This is a genomic window from Longibacter salinarum (genome assembly GCF_002554795.1).
Lineage (GTDB): Bacteria > Bacteroidota > Rhodothermia > Rhodothermales > Salinibacteraceae > Longibacter > Longibacter salinarum.
Genome location: NZ_PDEQ01000005.1, coordinates 95,837 through 109,857, shown reverse-complemented (window position 1 = coordinate 109,857; position 14,021 = coordinate 95,837). Strand labels below are relative to the sequence as shown.

Genomic DNA, 14,021 nt, shown 5'->3' with positions numbered 1-14,021 from the left:
AATTGGTTTTCTTTACATCCAGCCACTCGGCTCGACGAGCATGAGCCGCAAAACGTAGCCGCGACATCACTAGCAAAACGATATTCTCATGGGCGTCACGTCCGCCAGGAAAAGCGTGGTGCTACAGCAGGATCACGATGACGCCAAGCGCAATCCCCAGAGTATCAGCGACCAGATCCTTCGCGCTGAAGAACCCGGTTGGACTCGCGTATCGATCGGACAGCTCTTTTGATATGCCAATCACGGCCGCCGATGTGACGGAGACGGGCAGTGCGTCCGGCTCCGTCCAACCAGCCTTGACGACGAGGATGTACTGAGTCGACAGCGTGAGCAGGAGGCTGCCGCTAACGTGCTTCGCCTTATCCATTGCCACCCAGTCGTCTCGCTGAGGTGCAGAAGGCGCGACACGGCGAAATACATCGCTGCCGCCCGTTGGCGTAGCAGCAACCGATGCGACCGGGGCCCTACGGCCCAGCTGCTGCGCCGTCGTCCCCACCGGGGCGAGAGCCACGATCAGAAGGACGACGGCACAAACAGCGAGCGTTCTACGGCGAGCCATAAAACCGGTGCGCAAGCCAGTTAGAGCGAAGGGCGACGGATCAACTGAACAGGTTGATTACCCATTCGATGAGGTTGATTCCAACGATGTTAGCCAGGATCACCAGGATAAAGATCGGGCAGATGTACTTCAGGAAGATGCTCCACGACTTCGTGATCGCTCCTTTGAAGGTGTCGCCCGAGCCCTGTTGGAGTTCTTCAATGGCATTTTCGCTTCCCCATACCCAGCCGACGAAGATGCTCAGGAGCAGGGCGCCCATGCCGAGGGACATGTTGCCCCAGATGAAGTCCATAATGTCAAGGAAGCTGGGGTTTTGACCGACGATGTCGTTACTCACGAGCCACGACATGTCTGTGAGCCAGCCGACTGCGCCATTCGCGAGGGCGGACGGTACACCGAAGGCGAACGTGAATCCACCGACGAGCCAGGCGGCCTTCTTTCGGGTGAAGGAGGTGTCGTCCACAAAATACGAGACCACCACCTCCAGCAGCGAGACGGTCGATGTCAGGGCGGCAATCGACAGAAGGATGAAGAACACGGCGCCGATGAAGCTCCCGAGCGGCATGGCCTCGAACACCTGCGGCAGCACGACGAAGATGAGCGCGGGGCCTTCGTTCGGGGTAGCGCCCATCGCAAATACGGCCGGAAAGATCATCAGGCCCGCCATGAGAGCAATTGCGGTATCGAAGAGCGCGACGTACCCACCGGAGACAAGCAGATTCTCCCGCTTCGGAAGGTAGGAGCCGTACGTGATCATGGCGCCCATACCGAGACTGAGTGAAAAGAACGCCTGACCGAGGGCCTCGACGATAACACCGCCGTCGATCTTCGAGAAGTCCGGGTTCAGGTAGAAGTCAAGACCGGCACCGGCGCCCGGAAGCGTAACCGAGCGGAAGATGACGACGAGCATCAGAACGAGCAAGACGGGCATCAGCACCTTCGCCCAGCGCTCGATGCCTTGCTCCACACCACCGACGACCACGCCGATCGTGAGCAGCATGAACAGACCGAGCAGCGGAATCACCGCGATTGGGTTCGCGATGAAGTTCGAGAAGTACTGGCTGGCATCCACCGCCGGGGCGACGATGTCTTTGAAGATGTAACCGAAGGCCCAGCCAGCGATCACCCCGTAGTAGCTAAGAATGAAGACGCCCGTCAGCACGCAGAGCCCGCCGACGAGGGACCACGGCCCCTTCTCCTTAATGGCTTTGATCGCGCCCACCGGATTCTTCTGGCTGTTGCGACCGAGCGAAAGCTCAGCGAACAGATATGGCAGGCAGATGAAGAGGATACAGGCCAGGTACAGGATGACGAAGGCCGCGCCGCCATTTTCACCGGTCTTAAAAGGGAAGCGCCAGATATTTCCCAGACCGATTGCGGAGCCGGCAGCGGCGAGGACAAATCCGATGCGGGAGCCCCACTGTTCGCGTTCTGCGGTGGGTGTTGCCATAATTTGAGGAGGTCGGGTCGAGACCGAAACGGGCAGGGACAGGAAGGGTCGGGCAGGGCCCAAACAAAAGACGCCAGCACGTTTCACCTCGGGACTTCGGTTGAAGACCCCACGATGCACCGCGCGGCATCAGGCATCAATAGTTGGACGAAACTTCCGTACAAGCAGCGAAGCCGTCTTATTGTGATGCGAAATCGAAGATAATGGGCCGGTGCCGTTATCGCAATGTAACGCCCCCGCCAGACCGGCCGATGTTGCGAGAAAAAACGTTCAAATCGCCTCGCCGCTCATGATCGCAGACGCCACTGCACACCAACACATCCATACCTCCAAACCTTCATCCTTCCACACCTCCCTGCCTCAACCCTTCCCGATCCGGCCGAGATGGGTTTCCTTGAACCCGGACGCCCGCTTCAGGCCGAAGCCCAGCGCGCGGTCGGTCCCGATGTGCGCGATCCAGATGAGCGTGATGGACCCGATGAGTGACGCATACTCGGCTGCGGTGGCGCGGAAGGCGAAGGCGCCTCCGGCAAAGATCAGCGGCGTCACGTAGGTATGGACGAGGTTGTACGTCCAGGTCCCAACGCGCGGAGATGCTAGGTAGCCGAGCATGCCGAGATCCGGCAGCAAAAAGACAATCGCAAAGACCCACCACGACGCGCCGTACTGAGAATAAATTCCAACCGCCACCAGCGCAACGGCCAGCCCTTCGAGGCGAAGCAGCGTGTTTTCGTTCATGGGCGTTGTGCGTTGGGGCGTTGAACGTTAATGCGTTGGGCGTTTGGAAGACGAGCTCTGTCCTGACAGTTCTATCTGAAAGGCTGGAGATGTGCCCTCGAGCTTAAAATTCGATTCTGAGCTTTAGAGGCGCTCCCGGCTTGCATCATGATGGGTGAAGAAAGAGAAACCATACGAGTGCCATGAGCCGCTCTACAGGAATAACGAACGCGACAACGCACGAACGAACCAACGTCACAACGTTTTTTCGCTAAATCCCAGAGGCAATCAAAAGCTCGATGTCGCGGTAGTTCATGCCGAACATCGTCGCGAGGCTCTTCTTGGTGAGGTGCTGGCGGTAGACGTAGGTGCCGCTGCGCAGGCCTTCGTCGTGCCAGAGAGCTTCGTTGATCGAGCCGCACTCGCCGATGCGGACGAGGTACGGGACGAGCACATTGGTTAGTGCGTAGCTTGCCGTGCGCGCAACATTCGACGGCATGTTCGGGACGCAATAGTGAACGACATCGCTTTCCCGGTAGACGGGGTCGGAGTGGCTGGTCGGGCGCGATGTCTCGATGCAGCCGCCCTGGTCCATCACCGCGTCGACGATCACGCCGCCGGGGGCCATGTCGGCGACCATGTCTTCGGTGACGAGGACGGGCGAACGCTGTCCGTCGGACATCATGGCGCCGATGACGACATCGGCGGAGCGGACGGCCTGGGCGATGTACTGCTCGCTCGCCATGGCCGTTGTGATGCGGCGGTCGAGGTAGTGCTCCAGTGATCGGAGCGCGCCGAGCTCTGTGTCGAGAACGATGACGTGGGCACCGTAGCCGAGTGCGGTGCGCGCAGCCCATTCACCCACGACCCCGGCACCGAGGATGACGACCGTTGCGGGAGGGACGCCTGAGATGCCGCCGAGCATGACGCCCTTGCCGCCCTCGTTGCTCTCCAGATAACGACCTGCGATCTGGATGGCCATCGACCCGGTGATTTCGTGCATCATCCGGACGAGCGGTAGGGTTCCGTCCGGGTCCCGGATGAACTCGAACCCGATGCCGGAAATCTTCAGTCGCATCAGGTGATGAAGAAACTCGGCGGTCGTGCCGCCGAGGTTGAGCGCAGAAATAAGAATCTGCCGCTCCTTCAGGTAGTCCAGCTCGTCCCCGTCCGGGGGACCGACCTTCGCGATGAGGTCGCACTGCGCATAGAGGTCGCCGGGGTCGTCGACGAGTTTAGCGCCGGCTTCTGCATACTCGTCGTCTCGGAAGTGAGCCTGTTTGCCGGCTCCCTCTTCGACGTAGACGTCGTGACCGTTGGCGACGAGTGCGATGACGCCGGTTGGGGCAATCGCGACCCGCCGTTCTTCGTTGGCTACCTCGCGAGGGACACCGATCCGAAGGGCTTCATGCTGCTCGCCCTTTTTCAGCGGCTTCTCCATGGTCATCAGACCGCCTTTCTCACGAGTAAAGCCCTGAAGAGACGGAATTTCCATAAGGCACAAATGGGATTGCGACAGGCATCTGTGGCCCGGGTGCAGAAACTTACACCGGACACGGTCGAAAACGAAGTCAGCACAGTGAAAAAGTATACGATACAATCCGCGCTTTTGCACACGCCCCCGGGACGGCTGTCTGAACGTGTGGAAGTGTGGACGTTCGGAGGTGTTAAAGTATGAAAGGTGTGGAAGTGTGAGGGTGTGAGAGTATGAGAGCCTTTTGGGCGGACAGTCAAGGGTACGGACCTCCGAGCGGTCGGTCCTTGCGACGTTCAAAATGCTGAGATGTCGTGGATTGCGCTTACCGTGCCTACTGCGTCCGAGCCAACCGATGACCTTCGGTCCTAGCTGAGACGTGCCCCCCCGGCTCTTACGTCCTCGCAGTTCATCGACCAAACAGGTATGAGAGTTTGAGGGTCGGGGAGTCGGATTCCCAGGCGTTTCGCCATTGTTCGGATATGACATCCGTACTGAGTGCATGCTGACATCGCATCGCCCGAAGCTCTTGGCTAATTCCCAACGTCCAAACGCACAACGTTATAACGTCTCAACGCATTCCCCCTTTCTCCCATTCCCCCTTTCTCCCATTCTCCCTTTCCCTCATCCCCCGTACTCCAAACCTCACCCCTCACCAACCCATTCATAGACGAGGATACCGGAAGCGACGGCGACGTTCAGCGATTCCGCGCCGCTGCGGTCGGGAGCACCGGGGATGGCGACGGGCTCGGTGAGGCGATCAAGGACGGCTGCGCTGAGGCCGTGCGCCTCGCTACCGAGCACGAGCACGGAGGGTTGCTGTGGCTTCCAGTCGGAGGCACTGGTGCCATAGAGGTCGGCGCCATAGATCGGGTAGCCCGCCGACCGGCAGTCGTCCAGTGCCGGGCCGAGCGCGTCGGTGCGGGCGAGCGACAGGTCCCAGTGTCCGCCCATACCGGCGCGCATCACCTTCGGGCCGTAGAGTCCGGCCGTGCCGGGGCCGGCGACGATCGCGCTGACGCCAAACCACGCGGCGGTGCGAATGATCGTGCCGACGTTCCCCGGATCCTGGATGCCGTCGAGCGCGAGCAACGTGCCGCCTTCCGATAGGTTCGCGATGAGCGAGGCCACGTCCTCATATCGGCGCTCGACGACGGCGAGAATTCCCTGCGGCGACTCGACACCCGATAGCTCCCGCATCGCCTCGGATTCGGCGGTCCACACGGTAACGCCGGATGCTGACGGATTGTCGTAGCCTGTTGCGTAGCCGGCGTTGGCTAGTACGTCACGCACCGCGCGATCTTGCGCTGCCTCCGTCGTCAACACAACGTCGATGACCGGAGCCCCCGCCACGAGCGCCGACTCGACGGCACGGAGCCCCTCGACGACGGTCTGCCCATGACGCCGCCGGTATTTTCGTCGGTGGAGCGACGCGATGTCCTTACGACGACGATTGGAGAGGGGACAGGTGTGAAGGTCGGTCACAGATGCGGAGGGTCAGGTGAGAAGTCAGAAGAGAGGGCGTCGGCACGGCACCATCTCATGAAGATTCGCGGGAACGAGGCGCGAGGCACCGGCGGCCAGATCGTATTCGGCAACCCGCAGACACAACAAACGTTCAGCGAGCCTATTTGCACCGGATCGATCTCCGCTTTTTCAGCAACGTCAACCGCTCATAACATGTCGGTTCCGCTTCGTCGCGGTTCCAGCACGCGAGGTTCGATTTTCTCCGGTCCAATCCGCACCTTACCACACGACGTGTTGCCTTCTTCGGCTTGCACATTACCGGGCGGAAGAGTCTGGCTGGAAGCGGTTCCAGCCCGGCACGTCTCTTCGCTTGCCACACGCTTGATTCGAGTCTCTCATGCCATTCAAGTTTGACGTTTACGACCGCTCCGTTTATCGCGAGCCGGCCCCCATTGATCGCGACAATCCGTTCCAGGCCATGATGGAGCGGTTTGACATCGCTGCCGAGATTCTGGAGCTCAACCCGGGCTTCTACGAATACCTGTACCGTCCCGCCCGCGTCCACATCACGTCGATTCCTGTCGTGATGGACAGTGGACAGATCAAGGTGTTCGAGGGCTACCGGGTGATTCACAACGATGTCCTCGGCCCCAGCAAAGGTGGCATTCGCTACGCGCCGGACGTGAACCTCAACGAGGTGAAGGCGCTGGCCGCATGGATGACCTGGAAGTGCGCCGTGGTTGACGTACCCTTCGGTGGCGCGAAAGGCGGTGTCGTCTGTGACCCGTCGGACATGAGTCCCGGCGAGTTGGAGCGATTGACGCGCCGCTACACGGCAAACATGATCGACGTGTTTGGGCCGGACCGCGACATCCCGGCGCCGGACATGAACACGAATGAGCAGATCATGGCGTGGATTCTCGACACGTACTCGATGCACGCCCGCCGCACGGAGAATGCAGTTGTGACGGGCAAGCCGATCGGTCTTGGTGGTTCGCAGGGACGCGTCGAAGCCACGGGACGCGGCGTCATGACGGTGTCGCTCGCTGCGATGGAGCAGGAGAACATCGCTCCGGCCAATACGACCGTCGCGGTTCAGGGCTTCGGAAACGTGGGATCGATCGCTGCGCAGCTTCTGCAGGAGCAGGGATGCACCGTCGTCGCCGTCAGCGACGTGACCGGCGGATACTACAATGCGAGCGGGCTGGACATCGCGGAGATGCGAGAGTTCGTCAAGGCGAATGGCGGCACGCTGGATGGGTACGCGAAGGCTGACAAGATCTCGAACGAAGAACTGCTCACGTGCAACTGCGACATCCTCGTTCCAGCAGCGAAGGAAGACCAGATCGATGCCGATATCGCCGAGAACATCAAGGCGAAGATCATCGTGGAGGGCGCCAACGGCCCGACGATGCCGGAGGCGGACGATATTCTGAACGAGAACGGCGTGATCGTTATCCCGGACATCCTCGCCAATGCCGGCGGCGTCACGGTTTCGTACTTCGAGTGGGTTCAGGACCGTCAGGGGTACTTCTGGACGCGAGAAGACGTAGAAGAGCGTCTTGAGCAGATGATGACGACGGCGTTCAATCGGGTGTACGAGACCTCACAGGAGCACGGCGTCTCGCTTCGCATCGCAGCGTACGTCATGGCCGTGGGCAAAGTGTCGGAAGCCCTCCGCCTGCGCGGAATCTACGCCTGATCCTCGATCACCTACCCGACCAGAAGCAGCACATCGCATGAAGAGAAGCGGTCTTCCAACGCCAGGGGGACCGCTTTTTCTGTAGCATGGAGAGTGTCCAGAAATGCGCAATCGAAGGCGAAGTGCGAAGTTTGGACTGCGAACTGCGAAGCTCGAACTTCGAAAAGCGAAATGCGAAATGCTAAGCGCGATTCTCCGCATGCGTCTGTGCACGGTCCCATCGTTCAACGTTCGAACACCTTAACGACCGAACGGTCTGTGGTGGATGGTAGGTTGTTTATGGGACGGATTCCGTTCGGGAAAGTCAGCACCGATCGCGAGTGGTATCTTCCAGTGCTCGATCCCTAATCGGCAGTCCCCAATCCTCAATGCCCAATCGCTAATTCTAAATGCTCAATCCCCAATCCCCAATTCTCAATCCTGAATCCTGAATCCCCAATCCGACATCCCGAACCGAAACCAAACGGGGTCCGGCGCCTACAGAGCAACGTTGCCTCGATTCGAATGCTTATCCCACCGCTCCCCGGCCTCTTGCTGTCTCGATCTGTTCCACGTGCTCTCGCCGTCCTCTGTCTCGGGGGTATGCTCCTCATCCGTTGCGCCAATCCGCAGGCGCCCAGTGGCGGTCCACGCGACGAGACGCCGCCCCGCGTGATGTCATCGTCGCCCGCCCGAGACGCCGTCAATGTAAGTACGCGGTCGATCCGCATTGCCTTTTCGGAATACGTCGAGCGTTCGACGCTCATTCGGTCGATCAGCGTGACGCCGGCCTTCGATCGGGCGCTCGAATACGACTGGGACGGCCGCGCCGTGGAGATCACGTTTCCTTCAGAGCTCCGCGACAGCACGACGTACATCGTCACGCTGGATACCGAGCTCACGGATACGCGCAGCGTCGCATTGAACGAACCGATCACGATCGCCTTCTCGACGGGGCCGCGGATCAACCGGGGGAGCATCGCCGGACGTGTGGTCGAGCCGGGCGAGGGGAAGCCACAGGCGCAGATGGACATCTACGCCTACGCCGCGCCGGACGGTACGCCGCCGGATTCTCTACCAGACCGACCGGACTATCGTACGCAGACCGGCGACGATGGCTCGTTTACACTGGAGTACCTTCGCGAGCAGCCGTACTACGTCATCGCGATCAAGGATAACAACCGAAATCGTCGACCAGATGTGCTGGAGCCGTTCGGTACGCCGCCCCGACCGGTTCTTCCGGGCGATGTCGGTGCAGACCCGGTGCGCGTGCCCTGGATCGTCGCGCGCCTCGACACCATCGCCCCGGAGCTCCAGCGTGTGCAACCGCGATCCAACCGGCGACTCACGCTTCGCTTCAGTGAGCCCGTTCAACCATCGCTGGACCCGTCCGATTATCCGCTGATCGATTCTCTGCGCGATCAAGAACAGTCGATTGAGTCGGTTTACGCACGCGATATCCCGTCTACCGAAGTCAACCTTCTCATGACGGCTGCGATGGAGGAAGGGCGCCACCGGTTGTCGATTGCCGACAGTGTGATCAAGGACACCCTCGGTACCGCGCTCCCGGATACCACCGTCGGGTTTGCGGCGACTACGCTGGCGGATACGGTCACAACCCGATTTCTCGAGTTCCTGCCAGCTGACGCGACCCCGGACTCGACCGGGGCCGTGCCGCTTCTGCCGCCGGATCAACCCGGCGTCCAGTTCAACCAACCGGTCGGTAGCTCGCGCTTCGGAACGGCCATCGCGGCCCGCGACACGCTCGGCCAACCGCGAACGCTTACAGCGACGACCGCCGACGGCACGGACTACCGATTCACGTTTGAGCCACCGCTCTCACCAGGCACGACGCTGGAGGTTGCCGTGGACGATGGCCCATTTGCCGGAGCGGATACCACCTACACGCGGCGCTTTCGGCGCGTCACGTCGAAGGTGCTCGGCGAACTCGAAGGGCAGGCCATCACCGTGGACACATCCGACGCACCGCCGGCGGACACGACAGCGGCAGACTCGCTAGCTGGGGCGACGGACGCTGCCGCAGATTCGGCTCGGGTGGACACCGTGCAGGTGGACACAACCGTTGCGGATTCCGTCCAAGCGGACACCACCCAGACGGATTCACTCCGACAACCACCGAGCGAAGAGCCCAAACTTCGTATTCGCTACCAGCCGGTCGACAGCAGCCGACTTGCGGGTTCCGTGATTGTCGAGCTGTACGCCACATCAAGCTCCATTCCAGTGGATAGGCGAACGGAAGTCGTAGGAGCCGACACAACATTCGTCTTCGATATGCTCCCGGAGGGGAGCTACCGCTTCCGTGCCTTCCTCGATAGAAACGGCAACGGCCGATGGGATCCCGGGCGCCTTCTTCCGTACAAACCGGCGGAGCCCGTTACGTGGACCGAACAACCCACCGAAAGTCGTCCTCGTTGGACAACTGTTCTGCCGGCGCCACTCCGGATCCCTGTCCTCGCCCGGCCGATCCGCATCGAGAACCTTGCCGAATCGCCATAGGACTCGGCGTCCGCTTATCTCACCTGACCCGCATTTCCACGATGCCCGACCGATGCTTGCCGCGCGATGTGCTCCTCACGGCTGATGCCATGCGTAAGGCTGACCGAACCACGATCGAGGACTTCGGCCTGCCTGGCTTTACGCTGATGGAAACGGCGGGACGTGGGGCCACATCGGCCATCCTCCGTCGCTACGGCCCGGCCGAAACGATTCGTGCGTTCATCATCTGCGGGAAAGGGAATAACGGGGGTGACGGCCTCGTGGTGGCGCGTCATCTCGCCGAGCGCGGAGCACGGGTCCACGTCGCGTGCACCGCACCGCCTGAGGATCTGCGCGACGATCCGGCGCACAATCTCGAACTGCTACAGTCGCTCGCTAACTCCCCCGGCAGCGCCGCCGACAACCTGACACTCTCAACCTGCGATCGTGTCGAGGCTCTGGAGGCGCAGGCGGCTGCGGTCCAACCTAGCCTGTACGTCGACGCGATGCTCGGAACGGGGCTGACGAGCGAGGTGCGCGAGCCATTGCGCGGTATGGTCGAGTGGCTGAATGGGCAGGAGGAGAAAGTTACAGCGCTTGATATACCCACCGGTTTGCACAGCGACACGGGCGCAGCGCTCGGCGTCTGCGTTCGGGCCGATCAAACGGCAACGATGGCGTCGATGAAGGCCGGGCTGGTCGTCGGAGATGGAGCACAATATGCGGGCGAGATCGACATCGTCGACATCGGGATGCCGCGGTACATACTCAGTCGCGTGTCCCGTGATGCCGGCTGCGCGTTTCGGACATCGGACGAGGATCTCTGCCGGTGGTGGCCGGAACGAGCCAACGACGCCCACAAATATTCGGTTGGCATGACGGTCGTCGTCGGCGGGGCTCCTGGATACATCGGAGCGCCGGTCATGGCGTCTCGTGCCGCTGCCCGTGCCGGGTCAGGGTACGTCGCGTGTGCTTGCCCGGAGTCGATCGAGTCGACGCTCGCGCAGAAAATGACCTCCATCCCGACGCTTGCGCTGCCGGAGTGGGAGGACGGGCTGGCTCCAGACATTCACGACACGCTATCGGATCGTCTTGACAAGGCACGCGCTCTTCTCGTCGGACCCGGACTCGGTCGCAAATCGATGACGCAGTCTTCGATTTGCGATTTCCTTTCTGAAACAGACCTTCCCGCGGTGATCGATGCCGACGGCCTGAATGCGATTGCCGGCGTCCTCGGGGCGGAGGACGGTAATCTGGAGCCGAACGGCCGATGGATTCTCACGCCCCATGCCGGCGAGTTCAAGCGGCTGGCGGGAGAAGACGTGGACTTTTCCGACCGAATCGGAGTCGCTCAGGCGTACGCGAAGCGATGGAATGTCGTGTTGCTGCTGAAAGGGCACCCGAGCGTAGTCGCTTCGCCGGACGGGACGACCTTCGTCGGGGGCGCCGGCGGGCCGTCGCTTGCCGTCGCGGGAACGGGAGACGTGCTGGCGGGGCTCTGCGCCGGCTTCCTCGCGCAGGGACTCCAGCCGATTCACGCCGCTGCCGCCGGAATGCACCTCGGGGGCGCGGCCGCCGACCGGTACGCCACCCACTCGGATGCCCGCACGATGCAAGCCACGGATGTGCTCGACGAGGTGGCGAAAGCGGCGTACGAAATCTGCGGCACATCGAAGGCGAGCAGGTGACGTAACCTCTAGACGGACCTCGGTGGCTCTGTCACTCCGTCTAACGTGATAGCGGACGAGATGCCGGTCCGGTATCAACGATGTAGACAAGCCCGTTGACACGGTGTCTGCCCTATTTTTCTTCTGATGAAGCGCAACCGCATGAACTGGCTTTCTCGCCTCCTTCGATCTCTCGACACCCGTCATTACCTCATTCTGGCGGCGCTGTGGACGGCGGGCATTATTGTCGCGCTGACGATCCCGGCGCCCGGTTTACCGAAGGTCGATCCATCGTTGACGCTGGATAAATTTGCACATGTCATCCTGTTTGGCGGACTCGCGATCTTTTGGATGCGTGCCCTGAGGCCGGACGAGCCACGCGTGCCGTGGACCATTCCGTGGCGACGGGTACGCAATCTCTTTCTTGGAGGACTTTTGTTCGCAGTTGGGAGTGAGTTTTACCAGCTGATCATTCCGTTCAAGCGATCTGCCGATCCGTACGATGCTCTCGCAGATGTCGTCGGCCTGGTCCTTGGCCTCGGCACTTACCTTCTATACCGCTCGCGCACGGTCGAATCCAACGAAGAACCGGCTGCCAGAGAGGGCTGAGGCAGATATTGTTACGAACACCTACTTCACTTGATCTACACAAACCTGTTGGGGACATTGAATCTCGATTTGTGAAGAGACGGCGAACGATTGTTTCCGTTCATAGATTTCAGTGTCCTTATGCCTGTTTCGAAAAAAGCTGGTTCGACGTGGCGTCGTGACTATTCCCTCCACATGGCCACGGGAGCTGTGCTTTCACTCTCCTTCGTCTTGGTCGCAGCGAGCCTGAGTTTTTATCGGTCGGAGCCCGCCACCCCGACCCCGCCTCCACCGGAGACTGTGGACCTCAAGCACCTCCCGCCTCCTACGAAAGATGCCACGCCCCCGCCGCCGGCCCGACCCATGGTGCCGCAGGTCGTCCCAGACGAAAGGATCATTGGTCCCGAAAAGGTCGAATGGGACAAACTGATTTTAGAAGATGAGCCGCCGGTGACGTCGCCGACGCCTCCGGACGTGCGGGAGGACCGGTCTGAAGGCGAACCGTTCGTCGTCGTGGAGCAGATGCCGAAGCCGAAGGGCGGGATGAAGTCGCTCTACGAGAATCTCGAGTATCCCGAGCGTGCCCAGCGTGCGGGAGTCGAGGGAAAAGTGTCTGTCCGCTTTACCGTGCTTCCCGATGGCTCTGTTACGGATGTTGTCGTGCAGAAAAGCGCACACTCGCTACTCAACGACGCGGCTATTCGGGCGATTAAGAAAACGGTGTTTCTGCCGGGTCGACAGAGAACGCATCGTGTCCCTGTACGAATGACGATCCCGATTACGTTTAAACTACGGTAGCCGCAGAGATAAATCTGTCGGTAGGCAGGTCGTTAAACCACATGTGAACTTCGTATCCGAAAGGATATTCGTCGGTGCTTGAACAGGACGAAGTGTCGCGTTACGGGGCTGTGGGAAGCGATTGCGTGAAGACGTTCCCCCCGATTAAGAAGGGAGGGCGAAAAGAGTGTCAAGCCAGCGAAACATCACAGAAAAGGAAAACGTTGATCTGTTGGCTAACAAGGATGTCTGGGAAGCTTATCCGCTTTTCGGCTTAAACCAGGGCAGGTAGCCTTGCCAGAGATCCTTCCTCGGCGTTCTCGGACTGTTCGCCGATTGGGTCACCGCTGCATTTTTAACAATCAGGTAGGATCATGTCGGTACGAAAGACGGAAGAGGCGAATCTCCGCAAGGAGTATCCGATCTGGATTCAATTGGGGCTTGTCGTTGCGCTCTCGATTTTGCTGATCGGCTTCAAGTGGAATATCCAGAACAATAAGGACTTCAAGGTTAATCTTGAAGAGCAGGACGTCGTCGAGATGGAGGAGGTCCAGCAGACGAAACAGGAAGTGAAGCCCCCGCCGCCTCCGAAGCCCCCGGTGCCGATGGAGGTGCCGAACGACGAGATTATCGAGGATCAGAACGTGGACTTTGACGCGTCCCTCGATCTCGATGAATCGCTCGACACGAGCCAGGGACCGCCCCCGCCGGATGAAGGCGAGGAAGAAGAAGAGCAGGAAATCTTCGTTGTTGTTGAGAACTCTCCGGAGCTGATCGGTGGTCTCGCAGCGCTTCAGGGCGAGGTTGAGTACCCTGAGTTTGCCAAGAAGGCGGGCATCGAAGGCCGTGTGTTCGTCCAGTTCGTCGTGGACGAGAATGGAAACGTTCAGAACCCGAAAGTTACGCGTGGAGTCCACAAGCTTCTCAACGAAGAAGCCATCCGCGCCGTGAAGCAGCAGAAGTTCAAGCCGGGTAAGCAGCGTGGCAAGGCGGTGAAGGTGCAGATGTCGCTTCCGGTGACGTTCCGCCTGAAGTAACAGTCCGACCTGGTTGCACGGTTGCGTGACACACCACGCCGTGCGATACCAAAATGAAACCGCCCGCTTCGGTTCAAGCCGAGGCGGGCGGTTTTTTGTGTGGGTCCG

Annotated in this window: 11 protein-coding genes; 6 read left to right on the top strand and 5 right to left on the bottom strand. The window is 60.4% G+C overall.

Translation table 11 applies throughout. From position 1 onward, the window contains the following. Positions 1-121: 121 nt before the first annotated feature. From CRI94_RS10590 to CRI94_RS10570, 5 genes are all read right to left on the bottom strand, one after another. Positions 122-559: a YfiM family lipoprotein gene (locus tag CRI94_RS10590; RefSeq protein ID WP_098075685.1), complete on the bottom strand. Its 438-nt coding sequence runs from the start codon at positions 557-559 to the stop codon at positions 122-124. A 40-nt stretch (positions 560-599) separates the two neighbouring features. Continuing rightward, the gene (locus tag CRI94_RS10585) at positions 600-2,009 is read right to left on the bottom strand and encodes a sodium-dependent transporter (RefSeq protein WP_098075684.1); all 1,410 of its coding nucleotides are present in this window, start codon (positions 2,007-2,009) and stop codon (positions 600-602) included. A 360-nt stretch (positions 2,010-2,369) separates the two neighbouring features. After that, complete coding sequence (locus CRI94_RS10580; protein ID WP_098075683.1) at positions 2,370-2,747, bottom strand: DUF4260 domain-containing protein; 378 nt, start codon at positions 2,745-2,747, stop codon at positions 2,370-2,372. Between the two features lie 250 nt (positions 2,748-2,997). After that, positions 2,998-4,221, bottom strand: coding sequence for an alanine dehydrogenase (locus tag CRI94_RS10575; protein ID WP_098075682.1), 1,224 nt, complete (start codon positions 4,219-4,221; stop codon positions 2,998-3,000). Between the two features lie 624 nt (positions 4,222-4,845). Then, positions 4,846-5,685, bottom strand: a complete 840-nt coding sequence (locus tag CRI94_RS10570; RefSeq protein WP_098075681.1) for a TrmH family RNA methyltransferase — start codon at positions 5,683-5,685, stop codon at positions 4,846-4,848. A gap of 379 nt (positions 5,686-6,064) precedes the next feature. Between CRI94_RS10570 and CRI94_RS10565 the strand changes: the two genes are divergently transcribed. The 6 genes from CRI94_RS10565 to CRI94_RS10540 all read left to right on the top strand — a co-directional run bounded on the left by CRI94_RS10565 (position 6,065) and on the right by CRI94_RS10540 (position 13,913). Then, positions 6,065-7,369, top strand: a complete 1,305-nt coding sequence (locus CRI94_RS10565) for a Glu/Leu/Phe/Val family dehydrogenase (protein ID WP_098075680.1) — start codon at positions 6,065-6,067, stop codon at positions 7,367-7,369. A gap of 582 nt (positions 7,370-7,951) precedes the next feature. Further along, positions 7,952-9,865 (top strand): Ig-like domain-containing protein, encoded by a 1,914-nt coding sequence (locus CRI94_RS10560; protein WP_179862257.1) that lies wholly within the window; start codon positions 7,952-7,954, stop codon positions 9,863-9,865. A gap of 41 nt (positions 9,866-9,906) precedes the next feature. After that, positions 9,907-11,532 (top strand): NAD(P)H-hydrate dehydratase, encoded by a 1,626-nt coding sequence (locus tag CRI94_RS10555; RefSeq protein WP_098075678.1) that lies wholly within the window; start codon positions 9,907-9,909, stop codon positions 11,530-11,532. A gap of 141 nt (positions 11,533-11,673) precedes the next feature. Beyond that, positions 11,674-12,120 carry a VanZ family protein gene (locus tag CRI94_RS10550; protein ID WP_179862256.1) on the top strand — a complete coding sequence of 149 codons (447 nt, stop codon included), beginning with the start codon at positions 11,674-11,676 and terminating at the stop codon, positions 12,118-12,120. 120 nt (positions 12,121-12,240) lie between these two features. Beyond that, positions 12,241-12,897, top strand: a complete 657-nt coding sequence (locus CRI94_RS10545; protein ID WP_098075676.1) for an energy transducer TonB — start codon at positions 12,241-12,243, stop codon at positions 12,895-12,897. A 353-nt stretch (positions 12,898-13,250) separates the two neighbouring features. Next, positions 13,251-13,913: an energy transducer TonB gene (locus CRI94_RS10540; protein ID WP_179862255.1), complete on the top strand. Its 663-nt coding sequence runs from the start codon at positions 13,251-13,253 to the stop codon at positions 13,911-13,913. Positions 13,914-14,021: the final 108 nt, after the last annotated feature.

Coding starts and splice junctions, on each gene's coding strand:
- CRI94_RS10560 (WP_179862257.1), top strand. CDS start 7,952: ATGCTCCTCATCCGTTGCGCCAATCCGCAGGCGCCCAGTGGCGGTCCA.
- CRI94_RS10580 (WP_098075683.1), bottom strand. CDS start 2,747: ATGAACGAAAACACGCTGCTTCGCCTCGAAGGGCTGGCCGTTGCGCTG.
- CRI94_RS10575 (WP_098075682.1), bottom strand. CDS start 4,221: ATGGAAATTCCGTCTCTTCAGGGCTTTACTCGTGAGAAAGGCGGTCTG.
- CRI94_RS10550 (WP_179862256.1), top strand. CDS start 11,674: ATGAACTGGCTTTCTCGCCTCCTTCGATCTCTCGACACCCGTCATTAC.
- CRI94_RS10540 (WP_179862255.1), top strand. CDS start 13,251: ATGTCGGTACGAAAGACGGAAGAGGCGAATCTCCGCAAGGAGTATCCG.
- CRI94_RS10555 (WP_098075678.1), top strand. CDS start 9,907: ATGCCCGACCGATGCTTGCCGCGCGATGTGCTCCTCACGGCTGATGCC.
- CRI94_RS10585 (WP_098075684.1), bottom strand. CDS start 2,009: ATGGCAACACCCACCGCAGAACGCGAACAGTGGGGCTCCCGCATCGGA.
- CRI94_RS10565 (WP_098075680.1), top strand. CDS start 6,065: ATGCCATTCAAGTTTGACGTTTACGACCGCTCCGTTTATCGCGAGCCG.
- CRI94_RS10590 (WP_098075685.1), bottom strand. CDS start 559: ATGGCTCGCCGTAGAACGCTCGCTGTTTGTGCCGTCGTCCTTCTGATC.
- CRI94_RS10545 (WP_098075676.1), top strand. CDS start 12,241: ATGCCTGTTTCGAAAAAAGCTGGTTCGACGTGGCGTCGTGACTATTCC.